General features: G+C 66.4%; 26 protein-coding genes and 1 pseudogene. 12 read left to right on the top strand and 15 right to left on the bottom strand.

Features of this window, described 5'->3' with window-relative positions; all coding sequences use genetic code 11:
- Positions 1-319: 319 nt before the first annotated feature.
- The 7 genes and pseudogenes from F813_RS0111875 (at position 320) to F813_RS0111850 (ending at position 7,709) form a co-directional block, all read left to right on the top strand.
- Positions 320-955, top strand: coding sequence for a TMEM165/GDT1 family protein (locus F813_RS0111875; protein ID WP_017926742.1), 636 nt, complete (start codon positions 320-322; stop codon positions 953-955).
- Positions 956-1,112: 157 nt separating this feature from the next.
- Entirely contained in the window at positions 1,113-1,346 is a 234-nt protein-coding gene (locus F813_RS14460) for a hypothetical protein (protein ID WP_196793828.1), read from the top strand.
- Positions 1,325-1,423 (top strand): annotated as a pseudogene (locus F813_RS14555) (rhodanese-like domain-containing protein); the annotation flags it as partial. The gene F813_RS14460 and the pseudogene F813_RS14555, both read left to right, overlap by 22 nt.
- A gap of 53 nt (positions 1,424-1,476) precedes the next feature.
- Positions 1,477-3,498, top strand: a complete 2,022-nt coding sequence (locus F813_RS0111865; RefSeq protein ID WP_017926740.1) for a site-specific recombinase — start codon at positions 1,477-1,479, stop codon at positions 3,496-3,498.
- Positions 3,499-3,505: 7 nt separating this feature from the next.
- A complete protein-coding gene (locus F813_RS0111860) occupies positions 3,506-4,522 on the top strand; it encodes an alpha/beta fold hydrolase (protein WP_017926739.1) in 1,017 nt (338 codons plus the stop codon).
- Between the two features lie 122 nt (positions 4,523-4,644).
- Positions 4,645-7,254, top strand: coding sequence for an EAL domain-containing protein (locus F813_RS0111855; RefSeq protein ID WP_017926738.1), 2,610 nt, complete (start codon positions 4,645-4,647; stop codon positions 7,252-7,254).
- Positions 7,255-7,331: 77 nt separating this feature from the next.
- A complete protein-coding gene (locus F813_RS0111850) occupies positions 7,332-7,709 on the top strand; it encodes a YajD family HNH nuclease (protein ID WP_012983042.1) in 378 nt (125 codons plus the stop codon).
- 76 nt (positions 7,710-7,785) lie between these two features.
- On the opposite strand, the gene F813_RS0111845 is transcribed toward F813_RS0111850, so the two are convergent.
- Positions 7,786-8,367: a GNAT family N-acetyltransferase gene (locus tag F813_RS0111845; protein ID WP_017926737.1), complete on the bottom strand. Its 582-nt coding sequence runs from the start codon at positions 8,365-8,367 to the stop codon at positions 7,786-7,788.
- Positions 8,368-8,579: 212 nt separating this feature from the next.
- On the opposite strand from F813_RS0111845, the gene F813_RS0111840 reads away from it, so the two are divergent.
- Complete coding sequence (locus tag F813_RS0111840) at positions 8,580-9,026, top strand: host attachment protein (RefSeq protein ID WP_017926736.1); 447 nt, start codon at positions 8,580-8,582, stop codon at positions 9,024-9,026.
- A gap of 42 nt (positions 9,027-9,068) precedes the next feature.
- Here the strand turns inward: F813_RS0111840 and F813_RS0111835 are convergent, their stop codons facing one another.
- From F813_RS0111835 to F813_RS0111825, 3 genes are all read right to left on the bottom strand, one after another.
- Positions 9,069-9,776 (bottom strand): 2-keto-4-pentenoate hydratase, encoded by a 708-nt coding sequence (locus F813_RS0111835; RefSeq protein ID WP_026148273.1) that lies wholly within the window; start codon positions 9,774-9,776, stop codon positions 9,069-9,071.
- A 215-nt stretch (positions 9,777-9,991) separates the two neighbouring features.
- Complete coding sequence (locus F813_RS0111830; protein ID WP_026148272.1) at positions 9,992-10,642, bottom strand: histidine phosphatase family protein; 651 nt, start codon at positions 10,640-10,642, stop codon at positions 9,992-9,994.
- A 91-nt stretch (positions 10,643-10,733) separates the two neighbouring features.
- Entirely contained in the window at positions 10,734-11,327 is a 594-nt protein-coding gene (locus tag F813_RS0111825) for a histidine phosphatase family protein (protein WP_012983047.1), read from the bottom strand.
- Positions 11,328-11,470: 143 nt separating this feature from the next.
- Between F813_RS0111825 and F813_RS0111820 the strand changes: the two genes are divergently transcribed.
- The gene (locus F813_RS0111820) at positions 11,471-12,316 is read left to right on the top strand and encodes a proteasome-type protease (protein ID WP_012983048.1); all 846 of its coding nucleotides are present in this window, start codon (positions 11,471-11,473) and stop codon (positions 12,314-12,316) included.
- 100 nt (positions 12,317-12,416) lie between these two features.
- On the opposite strand, the gene F813_RS0111815 is transcribed toward F813_RS0111820, so the two are convergent.
- Positions 12,417-13,364 carry an alpha-E domain-containing protein gene (locus tag F813_RS0111815; protein ID WP_012983049.1) on the bottom strand — a complete coding sequence of 316 codons (948 nt, stop codon included), beginning with the start codon at positions 13,362-13,364 and terminating at the stop codon, positions 12,417-12,419.
- A gap of 1 nt (position 13,365) precedes the next feature.
- Entirely contained in the window at positions 13,366-14,814 is a 1,449-nt protein-coding gene (locus F813_RS0111810) for a circularly permuted type 2 ATP-grasp protein (RefSeq protein WP_017926733.1), read from the bottom strand.
- A gap of 122 nt (positions 14,815-14,936) precedes the next feature.
- Between F813_RS0111810 and F813_RS0111805 the strand changes: the two genes are divergently transcribed.
- Positions 14,937-15,215: a hypothetical protein gene (locus F813_RS0111805; RefSeq protein WP_017926732.1), complete on the top strand. Its 279-nt coding sequence runs from the start codon at positions 14,937-14,939 to the stop codon at positions 15,213-15,215.
- Between the two features lie 28 nt (positions 15,216-15,243).
- Here F813_RS0111805 and F813_RS0111800 read toward each other — a convergent pair whose 3' ends face one another.
- The 6 genes from F813_RS0111800 to msrP all read right to left on the bottom strand — a co-directional run bounded on the left by F813_RS0111800 (position 15,244) and on the right by msrP (position 19,861).
- A complete protein-coding gene (locus F813_RS0111800; protein WP_026148271.1) occupies positions 15,244-15,789 on the bottom strand; it encodes a phosphatidylglycerophosphatase A in 546 nt (181 codons plus the stop codon).
- A 33-nt stretch (positions 15,790-15,822) separates the two neighbouring features.
- On the bottom strand, positions 15,823-16,800 hold the full coding sequence (thiL, locus tag F813_RS0111795; protein WP_017926730.1) for a thiamine-phosphate kinase: 978 nt from the start codon (positions 16,798-16,800) through the stop codon (positions 15,823-15,825).
- A gap of 22 nt (positions 16,801-16,822) precedes the next feature.
- Positions 16,823-17,386, bottom strand: a complete 564-nt coding sequence (gene nusB / locus F813_RS0111790) for a transcription antitermination factor NusB (protein WP_081601315.1) — start codon at positions 17,384-17,386, stop codon at positions 16,823-16,825.
- 251 nt (positions 17,387-17,637) lie between these two features.
- The gene (gene ribE / locus F813_RS0111785; RefSeq protein ID WP_017926728.1) at positions 17,638-18,123 is read right to left on the bottom strand and encodes a 6,7-dimethyl-8-ribityllumazine synthase; all 486 of its coding nucleotides are present in this window, start codon (positions 18,121-18,123) and stop codon (positions 17,638-17,640) included.
- A gap of 105 nt (positions 18,124-18,228) precedes the next feature.
- Positions 18,229-18,822 carry a sulfite oxidase heme-binding subunit YedZ gene (locus tag F813_RS0111780; RefSeq protein WP_017926727.1) on the bottom strand — a complete coding sequence of 198 codons (594 nt, stop codon included), beginning with the start codon at positions 18,820-18,822 and terminating at the stop codon, positions 18,229-18,231.
- Between the two features lie 64 nt (positions 18,823-18,886).
- Positions 18,887-19,861 (bottom strand): protein-methionine-sulfoxide reductase catalytic subunit MsrP, encoded by a 975-nt coding sequence (gene msrP, locus F813_RS0111775; RefSeq protein WP_017926726.1) that lies wholly within the window; start codon positions 19,859-19,861, stop codon positions 18,887-18,889.
- A gap of 278 nt (positions 19,862-20,139) precedes the next feature.
- Here msrP and F813_RS0111770 point away from each other — a divergent pair, with 278 nt between their 5' ends.
- On the top strand, positions 20,140-20,340 hold the full coding sequence (locus F813_RS0111770) for a PA3496 family putative envelope integrity protein (RefSeq protein ID WP_017926725.1): 201 nt from the start codon (positions 20,140-20,142) through the stop codon (positions 20,338-20,340).
- A gap of 155 nt (positions 20,341-20,495) precedes the next feature.
- Here the strand turns inward: F813_RS0111770 and F813_RS0111765 are convergent, their stop codons facing one another.
- From F813_RS0111765 to F813_RS0111755, 3 genes are all read right to left on the bottom strand, one after another.
- Entirely contained in the window at positions 20,496-21,638 is a 1,143-nt protein-coding gene (locus F813_RS0111765) for a lipocalin-like domain-containing protein (protein ID WP_017926724.1), read from the bottom strand.
- A gap of 119 nt (positions 21,639-21,757) precedes the next feature.
- Entirely contained in the window at positions 21,758-24,298 is a 2,541-nt protein-coding gene (locus tag F813_RS0111760) for an FtsX-like permease family protein (protein ID WP_017926723.1), read from the bottom strand.
- Positions 24,295-25,008 carry an ABC transporter ATP-binding protein gene (locus tag F813_RS0111755; RefSeq protein WP_017926722.1) on the bottom strand — a complete coding sequence of 238 codons (714 nt, stop codon included), beginning with the start codon at positions 25,006-25,008 and terminating at the stop codon, positions 24,295-24,297. Before F813_RS0111755 ends, F813_RS0111760 begins: the two co-directional genes overlap by 4 nt.
- A 455-nt stretch (positions 25,009-25,463) precedes the next feature.
- On the opposite strand from F813_RS0111755, the gene mgtE reads away from it, so the two are divergent.
- Complete coding sequence (gene mgtE / locus F813_RS0111750; RefSeq protein ID WP_017926721.1) at positions 25,464-26,822, top strand: magnesium transporter; 1,359 nt, start codon at positions 25,464-25,466, stop codon at positions 26,820-26,822.
- The last annotated feature ends 7 nt before the right edge of the window (positions 26,823-26,829 follow it).

Raw genomic sequence — 26,829 nt, 5'->3', positions numbered from 1 at the left:
AGCCCCATTAACCCGGCAAGGGCAATGGCCGCCGCGGACACGATGGACAGGCTCCAGACGCGTTGGTTATAGTTCGTGCACCCTCAGGGGAGTAGTCGCTCCGGCACCGCCGGAGGCATGCGTCAACATCCTTGGCCCGAGGGAAACACGGATCCGTGTTTCCCTCGGGCCATGGCGTGTGCAGCCCGTCCGAAGGCGGCCTGACGAGACCTGTGGCATCGAAATCCGCCTCGTGTGATCGCGAGGGCAGCCCGTGGGCGGGCGGCGGATGACGATGTCACCGGCTCTGCGTTACGCCGCCCGCCCCGGAACTGCATTCATGGAACTCTTCCTGCTGTCCATTGTGGCCGTAGCCATCGCGGAGATCGGCGACCGTTCGATGTTCCTGGCGGCCGTGTTCGGCATGCGCTGCCGCAGTGCCTGGGCCGTTTTCTGGGGGATGGCCACGGGCCTCTTCCTGAACCAGTTGTTGTCCGCGGTCGTCGGGATCTGGCTGTTCGCGGTCATCGCCACTGACTGGCACCTGTGGGTGGTCGGGGCGGCCTTCCTGATCATGGCGATCTGGGTCCTGTTCCCGGAAGACGACGAAGACGAGAAGGCACCGCAGGCACGCAGCGCCTTCCTCGCCGCCACGGTGGCTTTCTTCCTGTTCGAGATGCTGGACAAGACCCAGCTGGCGGTCGTCACCCTGGCCGGGGCCTCCGGCGCCCTGCTGCCCGTCGTCCTGGGCGCCACAGTCGGCATCCTGCTGATCACCACCCCGGCCTTGATCCTGGGTAAGCGTTTTGCCGCGCGTATCCCGGCCGCGCCGATGCGCTGGATCGCCTCCGGCATGTTTCTGCTGATCGGCCTGTGGACCTGGTCCGAGGCCGGCAACTGGATCCCCGATCTTGGCCTGCCAGATCTCTCGGGCTTCCTGATGCAGGCGGTCGAAAACCACCAGCAGGGGCAATAACACCAAGCCACCGGGCGCGATGAAGGTCAGCGCCAAAACCCACACGGGCGGGCCTTTTCAGGCATGATGTCCGATCGAGCCCTCCGGGACGCGCCGGCACCTGCTCTGTTCAATATATCGCGCGCGTTGACCCGCATTGCCGCGACGGGAGGTGCGCGTGCGCCGAGATCGGTCCTTGCTACACGGGATTTGTTCGTTTCTCGCATTCGGGCTGCTCGCCATGCCCTTGCCGCTGTCGGCCGAGCTCGAAGTCAAGATCACCACCGGGCTGGAACAGTTCGATGTCCTCCACCATGGCGAGATCGTGACCGTCCGCCGCGAACAGGACACGTTCAACACCTTCGACCTCGACTACCAGATGACATCGCGGGCCTGCCCGCGCACAAGCTGAAGTGGTATCGCGGCGGCATGCAGCTGTGGCACGTATTCGGCCTGACCACGGTTCCGGGCGAACCGGGGGGCCGCTGACCGGGCACCGGCTGTCCGTATAATGGGGGCCTTCCGATTGCGCAGGGAGCGTTATGCAGACCCCGGACGATGCCGCCCAGTTGCTGGACACCCTGCAGGATGACAACCAGTGCGATCTCGCCGAGACCCTGCGTCGTATCGTGGACTGGCTACGCCCGGACAACCCCCGCAATGTGGCGCCGGTCATTGCCCGAATCGAGAGCCTTACGCTGGCCCTGCAGGCACAGCCCGAGGTACGCGAACGCCTGCGCGAGCGTCTGGAGGCCGGCCTGGAGGACGCCCGCCACCTGACGCTGTACACCGGCGTGGGTCTGTTCTCCCGCAAGGGCTTTTTCCGCGAGGCGGCGGAGCTGCTGTACGAGCGCATCAACCCGCGCCCGATGGAGCGCGCGGACCTTCGGGACGTGCTCTACCACGTCTTCCACGACCCCGATGACGCGATCTGGGTATCGGCCCTGCCGGACGATGCCTGGTCCCGGCTGCTGGGGGCGCTGGGCTGCCTGTCCGGCGAACACCCCGGCGTGCTGGACCGCGCCCGCAGCGAGACGCTCTACGCCCTGGAGATGCTCTCGATCTGGATCGCGGCCGAGGAACTGGAACCGGAGCTGCTGCGCCTGGACCCGTCGATTGCCGAGCGCAACTCGGCCTTCGTCGCGCAGGAGCGCGAGATCTCCGCCTACGTGCGCGACTACCGCGCCTGGCTGCAGGACCCCGGCCACGAACGCATGGACGACGCCCATGCCCGGGTGCTGCTGGAGCAGTGCGGGGATCAGATCCTGCGCCTGCGTCGGCGCGCGATCACGCATGGCAGCAGCCTGTCGCTAACCCACCTGCTGGAGCGCCTGGACCAGACGCTGTCGCGCATTCACAAGCTGCTGGACCTGCTCGAGCCGCGCGAGGAGGCACATACGCGCGCCACCGCGGTGGGCGTGTTCCGCGAGCTGGTCACAGCCAGTGCCCGCCGCCACGGGTTGCGCGCGCTGTGGCAGGACAACATCCGCCTGGTCTCGCGCAGCATCACCCAGCATGTCTCCGATACCGGCGAGCACTACATCACCCGCGATCGTGGCGAATATCTGACGATGCTGCGCTCGGGGGCCGGGGCGGGCCTGATTATCGCCTTCATGGCCCTGATCAAGATCCAGGTGGAATCCCTGGGCCTGTCCGAGGGCTGGAACGCCTTGTGGGTCAGCCTGAATTATGGCCTGGGCTTCGTGCTGATCCACATCCTGCACTTCACCGTCGCGACCAAACAGCCAGCGATGACCGCCGCGCGGCTGGCGGCCGCGATCGAGGAGAACGAACGCGGCACGGCCGACGCCTCGAAGCTTGCGGACCTGCTGGTACGGGTGGGCCGCTCCCAGTTCGCGGCCGTGCTGGGCAATGTCGGCGTGGCACTCCCAACGGCGCTGCTGATCGGGGTCCTCACGGCCTGGGGCTTCGGCACACCGGTCCTGTCGAGCACCGAGGCGGATTACCTGCTGGACGGCCTGCGCCCGATCATGGGCCTGGCACTGTTCTTCGCGGCCATCGCCGGGGTGTGGCTGTTCGTCTCCGGTCTGATCGCCGGGTTCTTCGACAACCGCTGCGCCTATCTCGACCTGCCCGGGCGCCTGCGCGAGCACCCACTGCTGCAGCGCCTGCTGCCGGCTTCCACGCGTCACCGCCTCGCCGACTGGGTCGGATACAACTACGGCGCGGTGCTGGGCAATTTCCTGTTCGGTATGCTGCTGGGCATGACCGGCTTTGTCGGCTACCTGCTGAACCTGCCGCTGGACATCCAGCACGTGGCCTTCGCCTCGGCGAACCTCGGCTACGTGACCGCCAGCGAATCCATCGGCGTGTTCACCTTCCTGTTGTTCCTGGTGTTCGTGCTGCTGATCGGCGCGGTCAATCTGTGGGTCAGCTTTGGCCTGGCCCTGTACGTTGCCCTGCGCGCCCGCGGCGTGCGCATCGGGGCCTTCGACCGCGTCCTGAAGGCCTACGGCCGGCACCTGCGCCAGCACCCGACACAATTCCTGCTCCCGCCACGAAATGGCGAAACCCAGGAAGGTGACGGGGCGCCCCCCAGGTGACCCCGGCATGATGCGCGCCTGGTGGGTCGTCCTCGCCGGCCTCTGGCTGGCCGCCTGCGCCGGCAGTCCGCCTCAGCCGGCTGCGGATGACGCCCCCGATGAACGCCCGGACGCCGAGGTCCTCGAAGCGGCGGACGGGACCCGCCTCCCGCTGCACCGCTGGGGCCCGGAAGAGCCCCGCCGGGTTGCGCTGGCCCTGCACGGTTTCAACGACCATGGCGGCAGCATGGCGGCGCTGGGCGAGGCCCTGGCCGAGCACGAGATCGCCGTCTACGCCTATGACCAGCGCGGCTTCGGCGCCAACCGCGATGTCGGCCACTGGGCGGGCTACCAGACGATGGCCGAGGACGCCCGCACCGGGCTGCGCATCCTCGCCGAACGCTATCCCGACAACCCGCCCTACCTGATCGGCAAGAGCATGGGCGGGGCAGTGGCCCTGCTGGCCACCAGCGGCGAAGAACTGCCGGCGATGCGCGGGACAGCCCTGATCGGTCCGGCCGTCTGGAGCCGTGACCAGATGCCCTGGTACCAGCGCTTCGGCCTCTGGGTTGGTGCCCGCATTGCCCCCGGCATGCGCCTGACCGGCGAGATGGCAGCGGAATTCGATATCCGGCCCACCGATGACCCGGCGGTCCTGGAACAGATGCGCGATGACCCACTGGTCCTGCGCGATGCCCGCATCGACGCCCTCGACGGACTGACCACGCTGATGGGTCGCGCGCTGAGCGCCGGAGACGCCCTCCCCGCCCCAAGCCTGCTGCTCTACGGTGCGAAGGACGACCTCGTGCCACCCGGGCCCACGGCGGTGCTGGCCGAACGCCTGGCCGCAACCGGCGACCCCGGCCACCGCATGGTGCTCTATCCCGAGGGCTACCACATGCTCACACGCTACACCCGTTCCGTGGACACCTTTGGCGATCTCGTCGCCTGGATGCTGGACCCCGAGGCCACCCTGCCCTCCGGCCACGAACGCGCCCCCGAGACCATGGTGCAGAACCTGCAAGATCTCGACGCGCAACGCTAATCCGAAACCAGCGCCTGGCTGCACAGGACCGGCGACCCAACCGGCATTTGATCCAGATCAAGACCCCGAGGTATGAGGTCTCTAATACTCAGAGACCTTTTGTCTGGACCCGCGAGGTCTCCATGTCCGCCGAACGTCCCGCATCCCCGCGCCGGGCCCTGCGACTGCGGCTGTTCATCGTCGCCGCGATCATGGGCGTGGCCCTGCTCGTGTTCCTGACGGTCCATATCACCTCCACGCTGATCTACGAACGCACGATGACACGCCAGGCGGAACAGACCGCCAGCGGCATCGCCCACCAGACCTTCGCCTCGATGTTTCAGATCATGCGCGAGGGCTGGACCCGCGAGCAGCTGGAGGCGTTTTCGGCCGGGATCGAGGAATCGCTGGCGGATACGCCGCTGCGGCTGGACTTCTATCGCGGCGAGAAGGTGGCGGCCCTGTATGGCGAAGTGGACCAGCCCACCTGGCACGAACGGATCGAGCATGCATTCGAGACGGGGGCCATTGAGAGTCGCCAGGACAACGGCGAGCTGCGCTACACCTTCCCCTTGCGCGCCCGCAACGAGTGCCTCGCCTGCCATGGCAATGCCTCCACCGGCGATGTGCTCGGAGTGATGGAGGTGCGCCAGGACCTGGGTACGGCCATCAGCGAGGCGCGCAACCAGCACGTCTGGACCTTCCTGGGGACCGGGCTGGGCACGCTGCTGCTGGGTTCCCTGATCGCCGCCTGGGCGACGGCGCCCATCACCCGTTCGGTGCGCCGCTTCCAGGATCAGGTGACCCAAGTCAACGCGATCAAGGACCTCAACCACGTCGAGACGCAGGCAATCGACACCGGCTTTGTGGAGCTCAACCAGGTCGTCGATCAGGTCGACGACCTGGTCCGCAAGCTGCGCGCGGTCGCGGTGGACAAGGACATCCTCGAGTTCGAGCTGAAGCTGCTCGACAAATTCATCATCACCTCGGACGTGGTGCGGGACTGGCGCGAATACATCGGGGTCTTGCTGACCGAGATCAACACGATCATCGATGCCTACACCCTGTTCACCCTGTTCACCCTGTTCAAGGCCAACGACGACGTCTACGAACTGGAGATCTTCTGGCGCGCAGAACCCAAAGAGGCCACACGACGCACCGTGGAACGGCTGGCCACGCATCGCATCCGGGCATCCGAGGAGTTCGTGCGGGACGCGAACATCAGCGTGCGGCACAACGTCGCCGATGCCTCCAGTCATCTGCCGGAACTCTCGCCCCGCCAGATCGAACTGGCGACCAAGTCGCTGGTGCTGGACACCCCACGCATTGGCGGTGTGGTCGGGATCGGCGTGCAGTCCGAGCTGGTGCGCGACCCGGTCCGGCACGTGGTGATCGAGAGCATCTTGTCGACGCTGCTGAACCTCGTCGGCTCGGTGAAGGCGATCTACAAGTACACCCAGGACCTCGAGTACTACGCGACCCGCGACCCCCTGACCAACCTGTACAACCAGCGGGTGTTCTGGGAACTGTTCAACTACGAGATCAAGCGTGCCGAGGGGCATGGCTATCCCTTCGCGGTCATGGTCGTGGACCTGGACAACTTCAAGACCATCAACGACCGCTACGGCCATGCCTTTGGTGACCGCTTCCTGCAGGCCTATTCCGAGACGATCCAGGGCGCGATCCGCAACGAGGATATCCTGGCCCGGTACGGGGGCGACGAGTTCGCGCTGATCCTGCCCGAGACCGACCAGCAGTCCGCCTGGCAGCTGGCCGCGCACATGGCCGAGGCCACCGATGGCCTGTCGCTCCCGGCCCCGGACGGCTCGCGGGTCAAGGCCACCACCTGCATCGGCATCGCCGCCTACCCAAGACACGGCAAGGACACGCGCGACCTGTTCCTGGTGGCCGACAACATGATGTACAAGGCCAAGCGCGAGGGGAAAAACGCGGTCTGCGTGCCGAGCGACGAGGAAGTGGCCGCGGTGTTCCGCGAGGCGGGCGAGACCGGGATCATGATCATGGAGGCGCTGGAAGACCGCCGCATCGTGCCCTACTTCCAGCCGATCATGGACACCACCACCGGCGAGGCCCATATCCACGAGCTGCTCATGCGCATCCGCGTGGGCGGCGAACTGATCCCGGCGGGCCAGTTCGTCGAGGTCGCCGAGACCATGGGGGTGATGCACCAGCTCGACTATGTACTGATCGAGCAGGCCTTCATCGAGGTCAGCCGCTCCGGCTACTCGGGGCTGTTGTTCATCAACCTCTCGCCGCGCGCGCTGATCATTGGCGAGTTCATCGGCAAGGTCCGCCAGCTCGCGCGCGACCACGGCATCGAACCGGCCAAGGTGGTGTTCGAGATCACCGAGCGTGACACGGTGAAAAACATGGCCGTGCTGGAGCAGTTCGTGCTCGACCTGAAACAGCAGGGTTTCCAGTTCGCGGTCGACGACTTCGGCTCGGGCTTTTCCTCGTTCCACTACCTCAAGCGCTTCCCCATCGACTTCGTGAAGATCGAGGGCGATTTCGTGCGTAATATGGTCCACGACGCACGCGACCAGGCGTTTGTGCGCTCCATCGCCGCGCTGGCGCGCGACCTGAACGTACGCACCATCGCCGAATTCGTGGAAGACGCCGAGATCCTGGAAGCAGTCAGGTCCATCGGCATCCACTACGCCCAGGGCTTTCACGTGGGCCACCCCGGCCCAGGGCCGCTGCCCGGCCCCGGGGACGGCAAGACCCGCCACTGAGCGGCCTCGCCTGACGGGCCACGCTGTTTTATCGTGGGGACAGCCACCCGTACTTCCAGAGAGTGGCCGGAGGCACGATGGGACAAAAGGGCAAGGGGTCTTCCGAACGACTGGACGCGCTGGTCGCACAAAGTCATCGCTCGCGCGCGGAACGCGAGCAGGGCTATCGCGAACAGGCGCTCAAGATGTACCCGTGGGTCTGCGGGCGCTGCGGGCGGGAGTTCACGCGCGCCAACCTGCAGGAGCTGACGGTCCACCACCGCGACCACAACCACGACAACAACCCGCCCGATGGCAGCAACTGGGAGCTGCTGTGCCTGTACTGCCACGACAACGAACACCAGCGCTATACCGACGCGACCCCCGGGAGCGGCAAGAACACCGACACCACGGCGACCCACAACCCCTTCGCTGGGCTCGCCGACCTGCTGAACCGGGACGACGACTCGAAGTAAGGCCTGTACGGCAGTCACCGCGCCTTGTTCGCACGCAAAAGCGACTCGAGGGACGCGCAATTCAATCAGCGTCTCCCTAGAGTGACCGCCACCAGAACTGGAGCGGCTTCCAGGTCTCCTCGTCCTCGCCCAGATCCGGCCAGTGGTAATGGCATACGAGCCCTTCGGCGGGTTCGTAGCCACGCTTGCGCCAGAAGCCGTCCAGCGGGCGATAGCCCACCGGGCGTGCCGGATGATCGTCCGGGCGGATGACGGCGCAGAAGGTCGCCTGCGTATAGCCCGACTCGCGCGCCGCGGCCTCGCGGGCATCGAAGAAGTAGTGCCCGGCACCCCGGCCCCGATACGGTCGCCGCAGGACCGACTCCGCGAGATAGAAATAGCGCTCGGGATCCAGTCCGTTCTGGACAAAAGGGGCCTGAAAATCGGCGTCGGCCGCCGCCAGCGGCAGCGAGGTCGACGCGCCCACCAGTTCGTCGCCCTCCCAGGCGAGCACCACCGCGCTTTGCGGGCAGCGGACATAGTCGGCCAGGTAGTCCCGCTCGTACTCGACGGAACCTTCGTACAGGTAGGGCCACTCGCGAAAGACCTCGATACGCAGCCGCGCGATGGCCTCCAGATGCGGCTCAAGGCCCGTGCCACGTTCCATCGTGAAGTCCACTCCCGCCTCCTTTATTCATACGTCCTGTGACACAGATCAAAGGGGCCGACTCGATGCCCCTGGAACCAGGAAACTCAGCCACAACGATCTACACTCAGGAAGAAAGGATGCAACATCCCGCGCGGACCCGATCGCAATACCGGGCCCGCTCGTGGATTGCGTGTCCATTTCGCCCTTCGGGGCATTCACGTCTGTCCAACAGGAGGCACTGTATGGATACCGTATGGATCGTTGTGGCCGATGCTGCCCGCGCGCGCATCCTCAGTTGTGAAGGTCGAGCCTGTCAGGGTCTGCACGAGATCGAAACCCTGGCGCACTCCGAGTCCCGCGTACATGCCCAGGAACTGGTCACCGACCGGCCCGGCCGCAGCTGGAGCAGTTCGGGTGATGGCCGCCATGCCATGCAGGAGACAACCGATCCGAGCGTCAACGAACGCAACCGCTTTGCCCGCGAAGTGGCCGAACGCCTGAAATCGGGCTATCACGGCGGCAGCTACCAGCGGCTGGTGATCCTCGCCGCACCCCAGTTCCTGGGGGCCCTGCGCGAACTGCTGGACCCGCAGGTCGCGCAGATCGTCACTGCCCAGATCGCCAAGAACGTTTCCAAGATCCAGGACCCGGCCGCCCTGCGCAGCCACCTGCCGGACTTTCTCTACTAGCCCGTCCAGCCTCGACAAGGGCCCGCCCAGCGCGGGCCCTTGTCACTCGAACCGCACCTCGACTTCCGGGACCTGGTCCGGAACCAGGCCCTCGTAACGCACCCGAAAGGCGTCGTGTTCATCCACCGCAAACAAGGGCCCGAAGCTCCCCAGACTCAGCAGTTCGCCAGCCTCGAGGGTCTCGCCGCGGGCCGCCAGTTCATCCACCAGCCAGAGTACGGCGTCCAGTGGGTGTCCGAGGATGGCGCTACCCGGATACTCGCCCAGTACCTCGCCCCCCTCGCTCTCGATGACCACCGTCATCGCGGCCAGCGTCTCACCCATCTCCTGGGTCACGGGCACCGGCTCGCCAAGGACACCTCCCCGCGCGCCCACGTTGATCGCGGTAATGCTCCAGGCATCCAGGGTCGCGGGGTCCGCGACCATCAGATCCACGAGCTCAATGAATGGCAGCACCCAGTCGATAGCCGCGAGCACCTCGGCATGGTCCGATGCCTGCATGATGGCCGGGTCCGCCACGCGAACGGCCAGATCGGCCTCGACCATAGGGCGCGCGCCGAAATCCCGCGCGACCGGGAGCTCTGACGGCCAGATCATCCCGGCCAGCAGGGCACCGGCCACCGGGGCATCGGCGCCGAAGCGCTCCTGAACGGTCTCGGAGGTCAGCCCGACCTTCCACCCCACATGCGGCCCCACCACCACATCCAGCTCCGCCACCATGACGCGCTGAATGCACAGGGCATCGGCCATGTCCTCCGGCTTGACCCGAGCTACCGGCTCCCGGTCCTGCCAGGCGGCTGCGAGGGTCTCGCCCTCATGGGCACTGCCCTCCGGGCAGGCCGCGAATGCCGGACCCGCGATCCATAGCCCCAGCAACAGTCCTGCGAGTCCCACACCCATGCAAGGACGCATGCGGATTCTCCCCAAAACGGCCATTGTATCCGGGTACCGCCCAGGTGACGTCGCTAGTGCGGATCGGATGCCTCGCGTTCGGGAGTCCCGGGAACGGGTGCGATGCGGTCGGCATCCGGCTCGGGGAAGTCGCTCGGCGCGAGGACCCCGAGTAGTTCGGGTCCGTCATGGGCGGGCACGAAGATCGCCAGTTCGGCCTCCTGGATCTCCAGATCGACTGCCTGGCGCAGGTTCAGGTCGTGGCCCACCACCACGATGTTGGAATAAGGATCCGCCGGCGGCGTATGAAGGTGGCGCACAAGGCCATCGATCAAATGGGCTCGGCGGTCCTCATCCCGCACCCAGGGAAGGTTGAAGAGGTCATAGCGGATCTCGTACTCCTCAAAGGCCAGCGAGGCGGTTTCCCAGTTCCGGCAGAAGGGGCTGGTCAGCACTTGCTCGACCGGGATCTCGAGCGCGCGGAAGCCGTCACCCACCCGCCGCGAGTGATTGCGCCCAAGGGTGCTCAGGTTGCGCTGCCCCGCGCAGTCATCCATGTCGCTGATGTCATAGTCATCGTGCGAGCGATCCGTCTCCGCATGGCGCCAGAAGACAACCAGCCCGCCCCCCTGCAGTCGCTCGATCAATTGCTCCTCACTCATCTCCGCGGCCCCAGGTCCCATGGGGACGAGGCCGAAGAGCAGTGCTCCAAAGAACCCGGACACCCGCCTCGCCATCGCCTCCGCTCCCCATACTTCGTCTACTTGATATTCAATGCGTAGACGAAAAATCGAGGGTGCGCTCGGGCCGACCGGCTCAGAAGTCGCCCGGCGTCAGCACCCCCAACAGCCGCGGGCGTTCCTCCCCGGGCTCGAATACCGCGATCTCGCCCTCGTCGATCTGAACCCGGGCCGCCCGCTGCAGATTGATGTTGTGCCCGACGATCACGACATTCTGCCCAGCCTCCTCGGGGGGTGTGTTGAGGTAGCGTTGCAACGCACGTACGAGCTCGTCCTGACGCTCGCGATCGCGTACCGGCGGCACGTTGAACAGGTCCTCGCGAATCTCGTAGGCGTCCTCGCCAAAGGCGATACGGGCGCTGTCCACGTTGCGACAGAACGCGGAACTGAGGATCGACTCCACGGGAATCGCATGGCGCTCGAAGCCCTCGCCCACCTTGCGCGCCTCTTCCTTGCCCTGATCATTGAGATTGCGCTGAAGCTCGCAGCGGGACATGTCCGACAGGTCGCGGTCACGCTGGCTGCGGTCGGTCGCCGCGTGGCGCCAGTAAATCACCAGCCCGCCCTCCTGCATGCGCTCGATCAGCTCCTCGGGAGCCAACTCCGTACCGGCATGGCCCACCCCCGGCACGAGAAGACTCGCGATCAGAATCATAGCCATGCGCCACATGCGATATGCCCTCATGTTTCTCACCCGCCCTACAAATGATTCCGACCCGTCGGCCCGGCTGAGGTTCGCCCTGCGCGATCGTTGACGCCCCCCCGGCTCGGGCCTAGTATGCCGGTCTCCCCAGCCCGGAATCCCGCCCTCGCATGACCTACTGTGTCGCCATTGATCTGGACGACGGCCTCGTGTTCGCCTCCGACTCGCGCACCAACGCCGGGGTCGACCAGGTCAGCACCTACAGCAAGATGCACACCTTCGAGGTCGAAGGCCAGCGCCTGTTCGTCGTGCTGACCGCCGGGAACCTGGCCACCACGCAGGCGGTGGTAAACCGGCTCAAGCGCGACATGGAAGACAATGCCGAGGAAAGCCTGGCGACGGTGGAACGCATGTCGGATGCCGCCGAGTATCTGGGGCGCCTGAACCGCGAGGAGACCGAAAAGCACTCCGAGGCGCTGTCGCGTTCCGGCATGCAGGCCGATGCGACCCTGATCATCGGCGGCCAGATCGCCGAGGATCCCCCTGGCGTCTACCTGATCTACCCCCAGGGCAACTACATCACGACCTCGCAGCAGACCCGGTTTCTGCAAATCGGCGAGAGCAAGTACGGCAAGCCGATCCTCGATCGCATCATCTCGCACGACACCGGGCTCGGCGACGCGGCCCGCTGTGCGCTGGTGTCGATCGACTCCACCATCCGCTCCAACCTGACCGTCGGCCCGCCGATCGAGGTCCTCGTCTACGAGCGCGGCACCCTCGACTTCGACCACTACCTGTGCCTGGAGGCCGACGACGAGTATCTGCGCTCCCTGACACAGGCCTGGGACGCAAACATCAAGCGCGCCTTTACCGACCTGCCCCGCTTCGACTGGGAAGGCACGCACGGACGCAAGCAGCGCGGGACGCGGGTCAGCCGCGGGTCCGCCAAAACCGGCGGCGGCAAGACCAGCACCACCAAGGCCAGCACCAGCAAGCCCAAAAAGCCCCGCCGCTGAACACGACCTGTTTGTAGGAGCTTGCTTGCAAGCGAACGCCCCGGCCAGCGTTCGGCCCGGGCAGGGGCTTCGCCGGCAAGCCGGCTCCTACAGGGGCGGTTTACGCGGCGTGTGCGGGGGCGGCCAGGAACCAGGTCTCGGCGTTGGCGCCGTGGATGTCCGCGATATCCTGCTGCAGCCGGTCGACGAAATCGTGCAGACCGTCCTCGGCCAGCAGCTCGTCCACGCTGGCATTCATCGCGTGGCGCCGGGCCTGGATCACCAGCCGCAGCGGGACTTCGTTGTTCGGCAGGCTTTCCAGCGCATCCTGCACCTGCGTCAGGGCGTGCGTAACCGAACGCGGAAAGGCATTGTCCTGCAACAGGAAGCGCACCACATCCACGCCATTGATGCGCCTTTTTACGTGCTGGCGATACATCTGAAAGCCGCTCTCCGAACGCAGAATACTGGTCCACAGCAGGCCTTCGTACGGCTCCGGGTCCTCTCCGTCCTTCTTCAGCAGCTTAAGCGCCCCGACATCGATCTGTCGGGTCGACATGTCCGCGCGCTCCAGATTGCGCCCCAGGCGGATAAAGTCGTACGCGGCATCATGGCTCATCGTGCCCGCCAGCAGCCCGGTCAGGGTCTGACAGCGCTGGACGATGCTCGACAGAAACTCGAAGCGTCCACGCTTGCCAATGCCCTGGTCGATTTCGTCACGCGCGAACAGATAGAGCTCGTTCATCACCTCCCAGGCCTCGGATGGCACCAGGTCCCGGGTGGTGCGCACGTTCTCGCGCGCCGAACGCAGGGAATTGAGCACCGAGCTGGGGTTGTCGGCGTCGGCCAGCAGGAACTTCACGCAATTGCGCTCGTCATCGCGCTGGTAGTGATTGTCGAACAGCTCGTCGTTCCCGGTTACCTCGACCAGACCCTTCCAGGAGAGCTGGACCGATTTCGGCATGTCCAGCGCCAGCAGATGGAAGGCGGTGACCATACGCGCGGTGTTCTCCGCCCGTTCCACATAGCGCGCCATCCAGTACACGCGTTCCGCGACTCTCGAGAGCATCTTAGTTCTCCTCGTCCACGATCCAGGTGTCCTTGCTGCCCCCGCCCTGCGAGGAATTCACCACCAGCGAACCCTTGCGCATCGCCACGCGAGTCAGACCGCCGGCCGTGACGTCCGTGCGCACGCCCTGCAGGATGAACGGACGCAGATCCAGGTGGCGCGGCTCGATGTCGTCGCCACATAACGTCGGGGCCACCGACAGGGCCAGGGTGGGCTGCGCGATGTAATTGCGCGGGTCCTTCTGGATCAACTGGGCAAACTCCGCGCGCTGCTTCTTGGTGGCGTGCGGCCCGACCAGCATGCCGTAGCCCCCGGACTCGTTGGCCGGTTTCACCACCAGTTCGTCCAGGTGATCGAGCACGTACTCGCGGTCCTCTTCGTTCACGCACAGGTAGGTCGGCACATTGGGCAGGATCGGCTCCTCGTCGAGGTAGTAGCGAATCACCTCGGGCACATAGGCATACATCACCTTGTCGTCGGCGACCCCGGCCCCGGGGGCGTTGGCCAGCCCGACATTGCCCTTGCGCCAGGCCCGCATCAGGCCGGGCACGCCCAGCATCGAATCCGGATTGAACTCCTCGGGATCGAGGAATTCGTCGTCGATGCGGCGGTAGATCACGTCGACCCGCTCCAGCCCGTCGATGGTGCGCATGTAGACACAGTCGTCGTCACCGACCACCAGATCCGCCCCTTCGACCAGTTCCGCGCCCATGCGCTGAGCCAGGAACGAGTGTTCGAAATAGGCCGAGTTATAGATGCCGGGGGTCAGCACCGCGATTTCCGGGTAGTCCTGCGGACGCGGCGAGATCGAGGCCAGCATGTCGAACAAGTGGGTCGGGTATTCGTCCACCGGCAGAATGCTGGAGCTCTCGAACAGTTCCGGGAATACACGCTTGGTGACCTGTCGATTTTCCAGCATGTAGGAGACCCCCGAGGGCACGCGCAGGTTGTCCTCCAGCACGTAGAAGTCGCCCTTGCCATCGCGCACCAGATCGGTGCCGCAGATATGAGCCCAGACACCGTGTGGCGGCGTGATCCCGACGCACTGCTGGCGGAAGTTTTTCGACTGCTTCAGTACGTAGCGCGGGATGATCTTGTCCTTGAAGATCCGCTGCTCGTTGTAAATGTCGTTGATGAACATGTTCAGCGCGGTCAGGCGCTGTTCAAGGCCCTTTGACACCCGCTCCCACTCGGCTTTGGTAATAACCCTCGGGATGATGTCGAACGGCCAGGCGCGGTCGATGTTTTCGCCTTCGGTATAGACCGTGAAGCTGATGCCCATTTCCAGGATCGCGCTGTCGGCCGCAGTCTTGCGGCTCTGGATCTCGGCGTCGTCCAGACTACTCAGGTAATCGGTGAGGGGTTTGGCCGGTTTGCGTGGTTTACCGGGCTTCGCGATCAGTTCGTCATAGAAAGGCTTGGGGTCGTACTGCTTCCAGTCAAACGCCATACGTCGGGTCCTCTGACGCGAGTAAAGGTTTGCTCTACAGTAGCGCCTTTTCCGGCACCCCGGACGAGCGCACACCTTGAGGGTTGTACGGTTTTCGTCCCCCTGATGCGTCAGAGGTTCCCATGAGTGACACCCTTGAACAGCGCCTGATCGCGCTCTACGAGCATCCGAAGATCCAGGGATGCAACTGGCAGCCACGGCTTTTCTGGTATCCGGCTGCCGATGGCGGAGCCTATGGGGGGCTGCGTGTGGATGGTCGCGAACTGGAAGTGTTTCTTGCCACGATCCTGGGCGAGGAATCGACCGAACGCGCCGATCTGGACACGGAACAGGACGGCCGCGGGACCTTCATCGCGGCCAATGCGCGGCGCCACGAACTGCCTCTCTTTACCCGGCGTTAGGGCCGATGGGATTCCAACGAAAAGGGGGCTACTGCACAAAGAATTGCTGGAACAGCGCCGCGAGAATCACCAGCGCAAACCCGGCATAAAGCCCCGCGACCACGTCATCCATCATGATCCCGTGCCCGTCCTTCCACTTGGCGTCGAAGTAGTTGGCCGGCCACGGCTTGAGGATGTCGAACAGCCGGAACAGCAGGAACCCGATCACGATCCAGACGAGCCCCGCGGGTGCGAACGCCAGGGTAATCAGCATCCCCGCCCATTCATCCCAGACGATCCCGGGATGGTCATGCACGCCCAGCCGGCGGGCGCTCTCCCCACAGATGTGGAACCCGGCCATCACCACGAGCACCGTCACCGCCAGATAGGCCCATTCCGGGAAGTTCATGATCGCGAAGTAGAGCACCAGTGCACCGAGCGATCCGGTGGTCCCCGGTGCCCAGCGCGACAGGCCACTCCCGAACCCGAAGGCCAGCAGGTGGATCGGGTCGGTGAATACCGTCTTCGCCGACGGCATTTTCGGCTTTGAGCTTTGGGCGGGCGCCGCACCGGCGCCGGTCTTCTTTCTGGCCATGACGTCCCTTGGCTTTGTTCTTGAGTGGCCGGACTAACCGGCGAAATGATCGTGCCCCGTGCGCGCGACGTCCAGTCGCGCGCCATTGGCGTCCACCACCTCGACCCCGCTGCCGGCGGTGAACTCGCCGATCACCGTCAGCGAAGTGCGCACGCTCAGGCTCAACAGTTCCAGCGGTTCATTGGGCGGCAGGGCGAACAGCAGTTCATAGTCCTCGCCACCGGAGAGGGCCCATTGCCGGGCCCTGTCTTCCGGCTCGCCTTCCAGCAATGGATCGAGGGGCACCCGCGGCCAGTCTACCCGTGCCCCGCAGCCGGATGCCGCGCACAGGTGGCCGAGATCCGCCAGCAACCCGTCGGAGATGTCGATCGCGGCCCGAGCACGGTTGCGCAGCCCGCGCCCCACCGCCAGGCGAGCGCTCGGCCAGAACAGGCGGGCGCAACCCGGGGCCTGCGCGTTCGCGGGGCGCTGCCCCTCCTCACGGCGGCGGCACTCAAGTGCCAGACCTGCAGCCGCACCGCCCAGCGCACCGCTCACCACCAGCCGATCACCGGGGCGGGCCCCGGTCCGGCACAGGGCCTGCCCGGTCGGGACCTGCCCCAGCACCGTCACGCTGATCGCACCAGGGCCACGGGTCGTATCGCCGCCCACCAGTGGCACCGAAGCCTGTTCGGACAGGGCCAGAAAACCACGGCTGAACGCCGCCAGCCAGTCATGGTCGACGTTGGGCACGGTCAGGGAAAGCACGACACCCAGGGGGTCGGCCCCCATCGCGGCCAGATCACTGAGGTTGGCGGCCAGGGCCTTGTGACCCAGGCTGTCGGGCGGATGATCGGGATAGTAGTGTGTCCCTTCGACCAGCGTATCCACACTGACGACCAGCTCATGGCCGGCCTGCACCCCGAGCAGCGCGGCATCATCGCCTATGCCCAGGTGCACGTCCGGACTGCTTTTTGCCGGCGCGGCGAAGTAGCGCTGGATCAGGTCGAATTCAGAGTCGGGACCGGACATGGTGAGCGGCGGTCCGTACTGCCTAACGCGAGGCCGAACGTTCGGGGCCACGCAGATCGGCGGACAGCCGATCCAGCACCCCGTTGATGTAGCGGTGCGACTGCTCGGCGCCGAAACGCTTGGCCAGATCCACCGCCTCGTTGATCACCACGCGATAGGGCACGTCGATGCGTTCGGCGAGCTCCCACTGGCCGAGCCACAGCAGGGCCCGTTCGACCGGATCCAGCTGATCCAGCGGGCGGCCCAAGTACGGCTCCATGCGGGCGTCCAGCGCCTCGCGGCTGCGGGTCACGCCAATCAGGATTTCGCGAAAATACTCGGCATCGGCCTTGGCGTGTTCCTCGTCGTCGCGAAACTCGGCCAGGATGTCCTTGGGCTCGGCGGCGGTCATCTGCCAGGAATACAGCGCCTGCATGGCACGACGCCGCGCAACCGAACGCGCGTGGCGGGCACGCTGCTCGGGCGTACTGTGCGGGCGTTTGCCCCGCCCGCCCTGGCGCGGCTTCTTATCCGCGGGCTGCGATGGGTTATGTGATTCACTCACGGCGTGTACGGCACCCACTCGCTTAGGGAAACACTGATCCATGGACACGCTCGCGCTCGAGTCGCTTTTGCGTGCGAACAAGGCGCGGTGACTGCCGTGCAGTTGTTCTGCACAAGGGAGCCGCAAGGCAGTTCCCACGCAAAAGCGGCCGAGCCCCTTCGGGGTTGGCACCCCAGGTTCCCCGATCTTGCGTTGCGCCGCTTGCGGGTAGAACCACTACCCGCTGCACGACGCGCCTTATCTCGGAAAACCTGGGGTGTCAACGCGAGTGTGTACATGGATCAGTGTTTCCCTTAGGAGTCGGCGCGCAGCTTGCGCATCAGGCTGACCATCTCGATCGCGCCCATTGCGGCATCCGCGCCCTTGTTGCCGGCCTTGGTGCCGGCGCGTTCGATTGCCTGTTCGATGGAGTCGGTCGTCAGCACGCCAAAGCTGATCGGCAGGTCCTCGGCCATCTGCACCTGGGCCAGGCCCTTCGCGGCCTCGCCCGCGACATAGTCGAAATGCGGGGTCGAGCCCCGGATCACGCAGCCCAGTGCGATCACCGCGTCATAACGGCCGGAACGCGCCATCGCCTGCGCCGCCAGCGGCAGCTCGTAGGCGCCGGGCACGCGCGCGATGGTCAGGTTCTTCTCCACCACGCCGTGGCGCTTCAGGGTGTCGACCGCGCCTTCCAGCAGACGCTCGACGATCAGGCTGTTGAAGCGCGCCAGCAGCAGGCCGTAGCGATGGTCGGCGGCATCCGTGAACTCGCCTTCCAGGGTCTCGATCTCGTGCATGATGTGGTTCCGGTCGGGATGGGACGGACACGCGGCCCGCAAATCCTGCGTATTGTAGCATCGCGGCGCACCAGATGGCCCCGCAACCGACTTAAGGACAGCGATTCAGGAGACGGTAGCCGCCCTGCGGGCCCGAACCCTTCGCGCCGAGATCCAGGAATAGACCGCCCGCCAGCCGAGCAGGAAGGCCAGGATCGCGGCGTACAGCGCGACTTCGCCATAGTCGGCCCGCGCCAGCCAGAGAAAATGCAGGATCGCCAGCACCCCGGCCACGTACACCCCGCGGTGCAGCCAGACCCACTTCTTGCGGAGCCGGCGCTGCGCGCCATCGGTGGAGGTGACCGCCAGGGCGAGCAGGATCACCCACGCGGCAAAGCCGACCATGACGAACGGGCGCTCGGTCAGGTCGTAGAGCACCAGCTCCCAGTCGAAGAACAGATCCAGCCCGAGCCAGATCAGGGCATGCGCGGTGACATAGCCAAACGCCACCAGCCCCAGCATCCGGCGCAGCCGCGTGATCCAGGCAAGCCCCGTCATCTGCCGGAGCGGGGTCACAGCCAGCGCGATCAGCAGCGCGATCATCGCGTGCGTGCCGGACAGCTCCAGCAGCTTCTCGATGGGGTTCGCCCCCAGCCCGCCAAACCATCCAAGCCCACGCAGCGCAATCCAGACCGCGGGCACGAGCGACAGCAGCAGCACGCCCGTCCAGATGCCTCGCGGGGGCTGCCCTCTGCGGCGCTGGGTCGTCGCCACGCCGGCCTCGTCAGAAGTACTTGGTCAGGTCCATCCCCTCGTACAGCGAGGCGACTTCATCCCCGTACCCGTTGAACATCTCGGTGCGCCGACGACGGAACTCGCCGATGCGCCGCTCGGTGCGCTGCGACCAGCGCGGGTGGTCCACGTCCGGGTTCACGTTGCTGTAGAAGCCGTATTCATCGGGCTGCGCCTGATTCCACAGCGTCGGCGGCTCGTCCTCGACGAAGCGGATGTGCTGGATGGACTTGATGCTCTTGAAACCGTACTTCCAGGGCACCACCAGACGGATGGGCGCGCCGTTCTGGTTTGGCAGTACTTCGTCATACAGTCCTACGGAGAGGATGGTCAGCGGGTGCATCGCCTCGTCCATGCGCAGGCCCTCGGTATAGGGCCACTGCAGCCCGCCGGAGCTGGCCGGCCGGCGACGCTGGCCGCGCAGATTGTCCGGGTCATAGATGCTCTCGAAGGCGACATAACGGGCATCGCCGCGCGGCTCCGCCTTCTCGATGATGCGGTTCAGCTCGAAGCCTATCCACGGGATCACCATCGACCAGCCCTCGACACAGCGCATGCGGTAGATGCGCTCCTCCAGCGACCAGGGGCTGATAAAGTCCTCCACCGCATACTCGCCCGGGTTGTCACACAGTCCATCCACCTTGATGGTCCACGGGTCCGTCTTCAGCTGGTCCGCGTAGGTCTTGGGATCGCCCTTGCCCGGGCCCATCTCGAAGAAGTTGTTGTAGCTGGTGACTTCGTCATACGGCGTCTTCGACTCGTCGGTCGAATAGTCGCTGGGCTCGAATTCCAGCTCGTATCCCCGCAGCGCCGCCGACGCCGGGACCGTCATACCCAGCCCGCCCAGGGCCAGACCGGCTCCCAGACCCACCCCGGCGCGGAGAAACTCGCGGCGGCGCTGGTAAATCGCTTTCGGAGTGATTTCACTGCGGGCGGGCTCGGAACGACGCCGCGTACGAATCAGCATGAACAACCTCGCCTGTCGACCAATCGGGACCAACCGGACCGCCCGTCCATCCTGTGCCAGGCAGACCCGAAGCCGCTTCTGTTGGGTGGACCCGAACGCCGCTCCCAAGTTCGATATCCCTCCCACTTTTGCCCCCGGACTTTCGCCGTTCGCCAACGATAAGAAAACCGCTATGAGGCATAAGAATTTTCTGCTTGCGCCCGGCCGCCGCCGCTATATAAGGCTTTTCTGATGCCGCAGTCCCGGGGTGGCCCGGCCGGCATACCTGGAGACCCTGAATGGACCCCCATCTCGATTCCGGTTATGACATGACCGAAGACCTCACCGGCCTGTTCGAGAACCCGCTCGTCAACGACCGCGGCCCGAACAAACACGCCGCCCGTCGCGCACTCGAACGCCTGATGGAAGAACGCGCCCTGCGCGCCCACCTGCAAGACGACTTCGACCTCGACCACGCCAGCGACCCACTGGACTGGTAACCAAAAGAAGGGTGGCCCATATGGGCCACCCGGCGTTTTTCAACGATGCGATTCGCTTTGCTCATCGCATCCTGCGGCTACCCCCTCCCCCTCGCAGGATGCGTTGAGCCCCGCGAAACGCATCAATGCAGGACGCCGCGCCCAAGCCACCCCGCCTACTCGTCGTCGTAGCCGGTGAGCTCCACGAATCCCCGACCCATCGGCTCGCCATCCGCATCCAGGATGTCCACCGCGCCCTCCCAGTAGCGGATCACGGTGTCCATCTCCTGTTCGTCGCGGATGGCGCGCACGGTAAAGTCGCGCGGGGCCGCGCCGTCCGGCGGCTCGATGCGCATGGCCCATTCCACCGGGTAGCGATTGCCGGAGGGCTGCGTGGCCCAGCGCCGGGGCTCCAGTTGGACCTGGTCGGGTTCCAGCAGCCGGTCGTCGGCATCCGCCGACATCCAGCGACCCTTGGAGAGCGGGTGCGGCTCCCCGTCCTCCTGGCGCAGCTGGTAGTACATCACGTCCAGCCCGTCGTCGAACTGCAGCGCGAACCAGTCCCACCCCACCTGATCCTCGGCCAGCGCACTGGTGCTCCACTCGCGGTCCATCCAGGCCTGCCCGGTCACCGCCAGGTTCCCGCGCCCGCCGCGCTCCACCTCCCCGCGCACCGCGATGCGGGGCATGGAGTAGTAATAGGAGGCATTGCCCGGCTCCGGGCCCTTCTGGCTGAGCCCCGCCTCGCCCTGAAGAACCGGGCCGCGCAGCGGCTCCAGCTCCAGCTGCAGGCGGTAGTCGTCCACGCTGAAGGCCAGCGTCCAGCGCTCCTGATCGAGGTCCGCGAGCTGCCAGTCCTCCGCCCACACGCGCCCGACCGGTTGCGTTGCCCCGGCCAGCCCGGCCCCGTCGCGCACGAAGCGCTCCTCGGAGGCGTGATACCCGGCCTCCTGGTCCACCACGGCCGTATGTGCCATCCAGATGTCCGGACTGGCCCAGGCCGAGTCGTGCCAGCGGGCGTCCCCCGCCAACTCCGGCGCCAGTCCGACGCGAAAGAAGGTGATGTGAAAGCCCAGCCGCTCGCCCTCCGGCCCGTCGAGATTGCCGGTCACATACCACCATTCGTTGCGAAACCCCGGGTGCGGCCCGTGATCGCGCGGAAACTCGAACACCCGCGGCGTATCGGCACGCCGAAACCCGGTGGTCTCCTCACCCCCCAGGGCCTCGCCCACGCGCAGCCCAGTGACCCCCGTATCGTCGGTCTCCGGAGGCTCCGCGCCCCCGCACGCCGCCAACACCCCCACCAACATCAACACCATAACCACCCGCAAGCGCACCCCCCGTAGGAGCCTGCTCGCAGGCGAAGCCCCCGACCGCGCCTGATCCTGACCCAAAACATTCGCCTGCAAGCAGACTCCTACCGGACTAAACCACCGCATCAGGGCACCTCCCTTAACGCGGGCACCAGCCGCATGCGCGCCATGCGCCATGCCGGAATCAGCGCCGCCAGCAGCGCCGCCCCCACGCCCAGGGCGACGGTCTCGGCGATCTCGCGGCCCGGCCAGCGCAGGTCCATGCCCCAGCCGAAGGCCTCGCGGTTGATCACCTCGATCAGCAACCAGCCCATGCCCAACCCCAGCGGGATGGCGGCCAGCGCGGCAAAGCCCCCCAGCACCGCACCCTGAAACACCACCAGCCCGCGCACCCCACCGGGCAGCAGGCCAAGGCTGCGCAGCGTGGCGAATTCGCGCGCGCGTTCCATCTGCAGCGCCATCAATGCCCCGAGGATCGCGATGAACGCCACCAGCAGCGTAATCACCCGTAGCAGATGCGTGATGGCAAACGTCCGGTCGAAGATCGCCATGGACTCCTGCTCGATATCACCGGGACGCGTGACCATGGCCGCCGTCTCGCGCTCGGCCAGCCAGGCCTCCAGGCGCTCGGTCGTCTGGTCTGCGTCCGCGCCATCGGGCAGACGCAGACCAAACGAGCCCACCTCATCGACTCCAGCCGTCCCCGCGTAAAACCGTTCACCGAGCATCAGCACGGTCCCCTCCGGGCTGCCGTAGTCGCGGTACACACCCGCGACCTCGAACGTCCGCCGTCCGTCCTCGACACGAATCTCCAGCCGATCGCCCACCGCGACATCGTGGTGCGCAGCAAAAGGTTCGGTGACCAGCACCGAATCGGTTTCGCGCAGACGCCGGTCGAGTTCGGCGCCTGCACCTTCGGATCGCAGTAGCGGCAGGTAGTCCAGCCAGACCGGGTGCGGCTCGACCACGTAGAGATCGATCATCCCGACATGGCTCGGCGTGTCCTGGCTGGAGCCGGTACTGACGGACTCCGCCCCGGAGATCCGACGCAGCTCGGCGCCCCAGTCCGCCGGCAACCGGGCGCCACTGCGCGCGGCGGCGGGCGCGACCGGCACCACGTACAGATCCGAGGTCAGTGCCTGCCCCAGCCACTGCTCCACACTGTCGCGAAAGCTCCCGACCATCACCGACACGCTGATCGCGGCGGCGAGGGCCAGCGTCAGCGCGGAGGTGGCCGGGGCACTGCGCGACAGGCTGCGCTCCAGGCTGCGCACGCCGATACGCGGCAGCGTGCGTCCCCGCCCCAAGTGCGCCATGCCGCGCAGAACCCCGGCCAGCACCAGCGGCAGCAACAGTACAAAGCCGGTAATCAGCAGGAACAGCGCAACGAAGCTGCCCACCAGCCCCCCGGTCCCGAGCAGCAGCATCACGGCACCCGCCGCCAGCAATACGACCGCCGCTACGGCCAGCACCCGCAGGCCCCGACGCGCCCGGCGCTCCAGCCGCCCGCGTCCAAGACTGCCGGGGCTGGCCGCACGCGCCGCCTCCCAGGCCGGGGCTAGCGCGGCCAGCAGTGACAGACCCACCCCCAGCGCGATCACCGCCAGTAGCGCCAGGGGTCGCGGCGTCACCTCGGTCACCGCCACCACGAAGAAATGATCCGTCACCGTCTGCGCGACCTGGCCCACCAGCACCTGCGCAAGGCCGATTCCGACCAGCACACCCAGCAACGTGCCGATCGCACCGACCAGCAGGGCCTCCAGCATCACCACGCCGAACAGTGCCCGCCGACGGGCCCCCACCAGGCGCAGGCTCGCCAGCACCTCCCCCCGGCGCAGCACCGCGAAGGTCTGGGTGTTGTAGATCAGGAAGGCCGCAATCAGCAGCGCCAGCAGGCTCATCGCCGTGAGATTGATGCGAAAGGCCTGTGCCAGCTCGCGCGAGGCCTGGTCGCGCGCGGCTACCGGGACCAGTTCCAGGCCCTCCGGCAACCGCTCCGCGAAGGCGTCCATGTCGGCATCATCGAGGCGCACGTCGATGCGATCGAGCCGCCCCGGCCGGCCCAGTAGCGTCTGCGCGGTGGCGATGTCCGTGACCCACAGCGAGCCACCCTCGTCGTCCGGTTCGGACGCCGGCTCATCGCGTTCCGCCGCTCGGTCGAGCAACGTGACCTCGAAGCGTCCGGCCGCAGTCTCGAGCGCCAGCCGGTCCTCGTGCGCCAACCCGGCATTGGCCCACCAGCCGCTCGGCGGCAGGATCGTGCCCGGCTCGGTGACCAGCCGCTGCACCGGGGCATCCCCGATATCCGAGGCCGCCCCGCGGAACGGACCCTCGGCCAGCGGATCGACCCCCAGCACATAGATCGTGCGCCCGTCCGGCAGCCGCGCGGGCCCCTCCACGATCGGTGCGGTATCGCGCCAGCCGGCCAGTCGCAGATCACGGTAATGCGCCTCGTCGAAGCCCCGGGCCGGCCCCAGGATCTGGTGGGTCGCCGTACCCGCCACCTCGTCCATGGAACGATCAAACGCACGCTGCGCCGACTGGTTGGCCAGATCCACCGCCAGCACCACGGCCACGGCGATCACCACCCCCACCAGCGTCAGCAGCCGCTGCAACGGGCGCCGTCGCCAGTCCCGCAGCCAGGCCTTTACCAGCAGTGAGCTCACGTCGCCGAGGCTTCCGCGGCGAGATCCTGCAGGTGACCGTCCTGCATACGCAGCACCCGGTCCAGGCGCCCGGCCAGGTCACCGCTATGCGTCACCAGCAACAAGGCACAGCCGGTCGCGCGCACCTGTTCCAGCAGCAGGGCAAACACCGCCTCGCCGGTGCGGGAGTCGAGATTGCCGGTCGGCTCGTCGGCCAGGATCAGCGCCGGCCGGTGCACCAGCGCCCGGGCGATCGCCACCCGCTGCTGCTCGCCCCCGGAGAGCTGCTCCGGCTCGCGCCCGCCCTTGCCCCCCAGGCCTACGTCCGTCAGCTGGGCCGTCGCCCGTTCACGGCGCTGCGCGGCATCAAGGTCGGTCGCCAGCTCCAGCGGCAGCATTACGTTCTCCAGCGCCGTGAGTGTCGGGATCAGATGAAACGACTGAAAAACGATGCCGACCTGCGCACGTCGCAGCCGCGTGCGCGCCGCCTCGTCCAGCCCCGCCAGCGCCTGACCGGCCAGTTCCACCGTGCCGGTGTCGGCCGGCTCCAGCCCGGCGGCCAGATGCAGCAGCGTGGATTTGCCGGAGCCGCTCTCGCCGACGATCGCCACACGCTCGCCGGGTGCCAGATCCAGATCCACCCCATGCAGCACCTCCCCTTCCCCGGGATAGGCAAAGCCCACATCGGTCAGCGACAGCACCGCGCCTTCTTCCGAGCCTTGTTGCTTCATCGCACCCACCTTCGCAATACACGACATCTTCGCCTGCGAGCAGGCTCTTACGGGGAGCTTCCCCTGCCCTGTAGTAGCCTGCTCGCAGGCGAACAGCCCTCATCGAACGCCCCGCATCCTGCGCCCCCCTGCAGACCATGAAGAGTAGATGAATGTTTCAAAACAGCCCCCAAGCGGTTGATTGCGGCCCGACATCCGTTAGAATAAGCCTCATCTCCACACACGGGAACGCGCCTTGAAACGTCGATCACGCAGTCGATCTATCCGCGCCTAGCGGCAAGTGCCCGTTCCTCAACCGGTCGCTTCCCGTCAGGCCTCTTTAGATCAAAGAGCCGGGAGCGGCCGGGCCTCGCCCGACCCGACCCTGGACCACACACCGCATCCGTGCGGCGCCGCGCGGTCCTGTGCCCACACACAGACCCCGCGCAGTGCCCCGATGCCGCCGGGAGAAGGGCATGGAGCTTCACCTCGAACAGTCCATCATCGAGCTGAAGGAGCTGTTGCGGCTGGACGACCGCGACGGCCTGCGCGAACTGCTCGACTACATGCGCGTGCAGGATATTGCCCATGCGCTGATGGAGCTGGGCGACGAAGACCTGTGCGCCGTGTTCGGACTGCTGCCCCCGGGGCGCAAGGCAGACGTGTTTGCCTACCTCGATATCGCGCATCAGATTCGGCTGCTGGAGGCCTCGCCCAAGGACGACGCCCGCTTCATCCTTTCGGAGATGGAGGCGGACGACCTCACCGCCCTGCTGCAGACCCTGGACCCCGAGACCCTGCGCGGCTATCTGCGGCTGCTGCCCTTTCGCGCGATCCGCCGCGCGCTCAAGCAGCTCAACTACCCGGAAGACTCCGCCGGCCGCGTGATGTCACCGGATGTGGTCGCGGTGGACCCGGACTGGACACTCAAGCGTGCGCTGGCGTTCATCCGCCGCAATGCGGACGAACACTCGAACAACGTAATCTTCGTGGTCGATCAGGACCGCGTGCTGCTCGCCGCCGTCCCGATCCGCCACTTCCTGCGCGCCTCCGCCGAGAGCCCCGTGCGCGAACTGCTGGGGGAAAGCGACCCCATCACCATCGAGGTATCGGAGAGCGCGGTCGAGGCCGCACGCAAGATCCAGCACTACGACCTCGAAACCCTCCCGGTGGTCGGCGAGACCGGCGAGCTGCTGGGCGTGATTACGGTCGACGACGTGATGGACCTGATCGAGGCCGAGTCCACCGAGGACTTCCACAAGCTGGGTTCGGTGGGCAACCTGCCGCTGTCACCGCAGGAGGCGAGCCCGTTCCTGCTGTACCGCAAGCGGGTCGGCTGGCTGCTGGGCCTGGTCGCGTTCAACACCATTGGCGCACTGATGATCTCGCAGTACGAAGAGGTCATCGAGGCGGTCGTCGTCCTGGTCTTCTTCCTGCCGCTGCTGATCGCCTCCGGGGGGAATGCCGGCGCGCAGAGCTCCACGCTGATGGTCCGCGCGATGGCCACCGGCGAGGTTACCGCGCGCGACTGGTTCAAGCTGTGGGCCAAGGAGACGGGCGTATCGGTCACGCTGGGGGTCAGCATGGGCATCGCTGTGTCACTAGTGGGCCTGTGGCGGGGTGGGCCCGAGATCGCCCTGCTGGTGGCACTGGCGATGACCATCATCGTTACCGTGGCCAGCATCCTCGGCATGTTGCTGCCGGTGGTCCTGAACAAGCTCCGCCTCGATCCGGCGACGGCCAGCGTGCCGCTGGTGACCTCGCTGGCCGACATCGGCGGCATCCTGATCTACTTCTCGCTGGCCGTGGCGCTGCTCGGCCTGGCCACGCCGTAGGGAAACA

This window comes from Thioalkalivibrio sp. HL-Eb18 (genome assembly GCF_000364985.1).
Classification (GTDB): domain Bacteria; phylum Pseudomonadota; class Gammaproteobacteria; order Ectothiorhodospirales; family Ectothiorhodospiraceae; genus Thioalkalivibrio.
The sequence above is the reverse complement of the archived record's forward strand: the minus strand, read 5'-3'. Positions and strand labels throughout refer to the sequence as shown.

What these genes read in the sequence shown, in the direction of transcription:
- F813_RS0111875 (WP_017926742.1), top strand. Translation starts at nt 320, where the DNA reads ATGGAACTCTTCCTGCTGTCCATTGTGGCCGTAGCCATCGCGGAGATC.
- F813_RS0111865 (WP_017926740.1), top strand. Translation starts at nt 1,477, where the DNA reads ATGCAGACCCCGGACGATGCCGCCCAGTTGCTGGACACCCTGCAGGAT.
- F813_RS0111860 (WP_017926739.1), top strand. Translation starts at nt 3,506, where the DNA reads ATGATGCGCGCCTGGTGGGTCGTCCTCGCCGGCCTCTGGCTGGCCGCC.
- F813_RS0111855 (WP_017926738.1), top strand. Translation starts at nt 4,645, where the DNA reads ATGTCCGCCGAACGTCCCGCATCCCCGCGCCGGGCCCTGCGACTGCGG.
- F813_RS0111850 (WP_012983042.1), top strand. Translation starts at nt 7,332, where the DNA reads ATGGGACAAAAGGGCAAGGGGTCTTCCGAACGACTGGACGCGCTGGTC.
- F813_RS0111840 (WP_017926736.1), top strand. Translation starts at nt 8,580, where the DNA reads ATGGATACCGTATGGATCGTTGTGGCCGATGCTGCCCGCGCGCGCATC.
- F813_RS0111835 (WP_026148273.1), bottom strand. Translation starts at nt 9,776, where the DNA reads ATGGCCGATGCCCTGTGCATTCAGCGCGTCATGGTGGCGGAGCTGGAT.
- F813_RS0111825 (WP_012983047.1), bottom strand. Translation starts at nt 11,327, where the DNA reads ATGTGGCGCATGGCTATGATTCTGATCGCGAGTCTTCTCGTGCCGGGG.
- F813_RS0111820 (WP_012983048.1), top strand. Translation starts at nt 11,471, where the DNA reads ATGACCTACTGTGTCGCCATTGATCTGGACGACGGCCTCGTGTTCGCC.
- F813_RS0111815 (WP_012983049.1), bottom strand. Translation starts at nt 13,364, where the DNA reads ATGCTCTCGAGAGTCGCGGAACGCGTGTACTGGATGGCGCGCTATGTG.
- F813_RS0111810 (WP_017926733.1), bottom strand. Translation starts at nt 14,814, where the DNA reads ATGGCGTTTGACTGGAAGCAGTACGACCCCAAGCCTTTCTATGACGAA.
- F813_RS0111805 (WP_017926732.1), top strand. Translation starts at nt 14,937, where the DNA reads ATGAGTGACACCCTTGAACAGCGCCTGATCGCGCTCTACGAGCATCCG.
- F813_RS0111800 (WP_026148271.1), bottom strand. Translation starts at nt 15,789, where the DNA reads ATGGCCAGAAAGAAGACCGGCGCCGGTGCGGCGCCCGCCCAAAGCTCA.
- thiL (WP_017926730.1), bottom strand. Translation starts at nt 16,800, where the DNA reads ATGTCCGGTCCCGACTCTGAATTCGACCTGATCCAGCGCTACTTCGCC.
- nusB (WP_081601315.1), bottom strand. Translation starts at nt 17,386, where the DNA reads ATGGATCAGTGTTTCCCTAAGCGAGTGGGTGCCGTACACGCCGTGAGT.
- ribE (WP_017926728.1), bottom strand. Translation starts at nt 18,123, where the DNA reads ATGCACGAGATCGAGACCCTGGAAGGCGAGTTCACGGATGCCGCCGAC.
- msrP (WP_017926726.1), bottom strand. Translation starts at nt 19,861, where the DNA reads ATGCTGATTCGTACGCGGCGTCGTTCCGAGCCCGCCCGCAGTGAAATC.
- F813_RS0111770 (WP_017926725.1), top strand. Translation starts at nt 20,140, where the DNA reads ATGGACCCCCATCTCGATTCCGGTTATGACATGACCGAAGACCTCACC.
- F813_RS0111765 (WP_017926724.1), bottom strand. Translation starts at nt 21,638, where the DNA reads ATGGTGTTGATGTTGGTGGGGGTGTTGGCGGCGTGCGGGGGCGCGGAG.
- F813_RS0111755 (WP_017926722.1), bottom strand. Translation starts at nt 25,008, where the DNA reads ATGAAGCAACAAGGCTCGGAAGAAGGCGCGGTGCTGTCGCTGACCGAT.
- mgtE (WP_017926721.1), top strand. Translation starts at nt 25,464, where the DNA reads ATGGAGCTTCACCTCGAACAGTCCATCATCGAGCTGAAGGAGCTGTTG.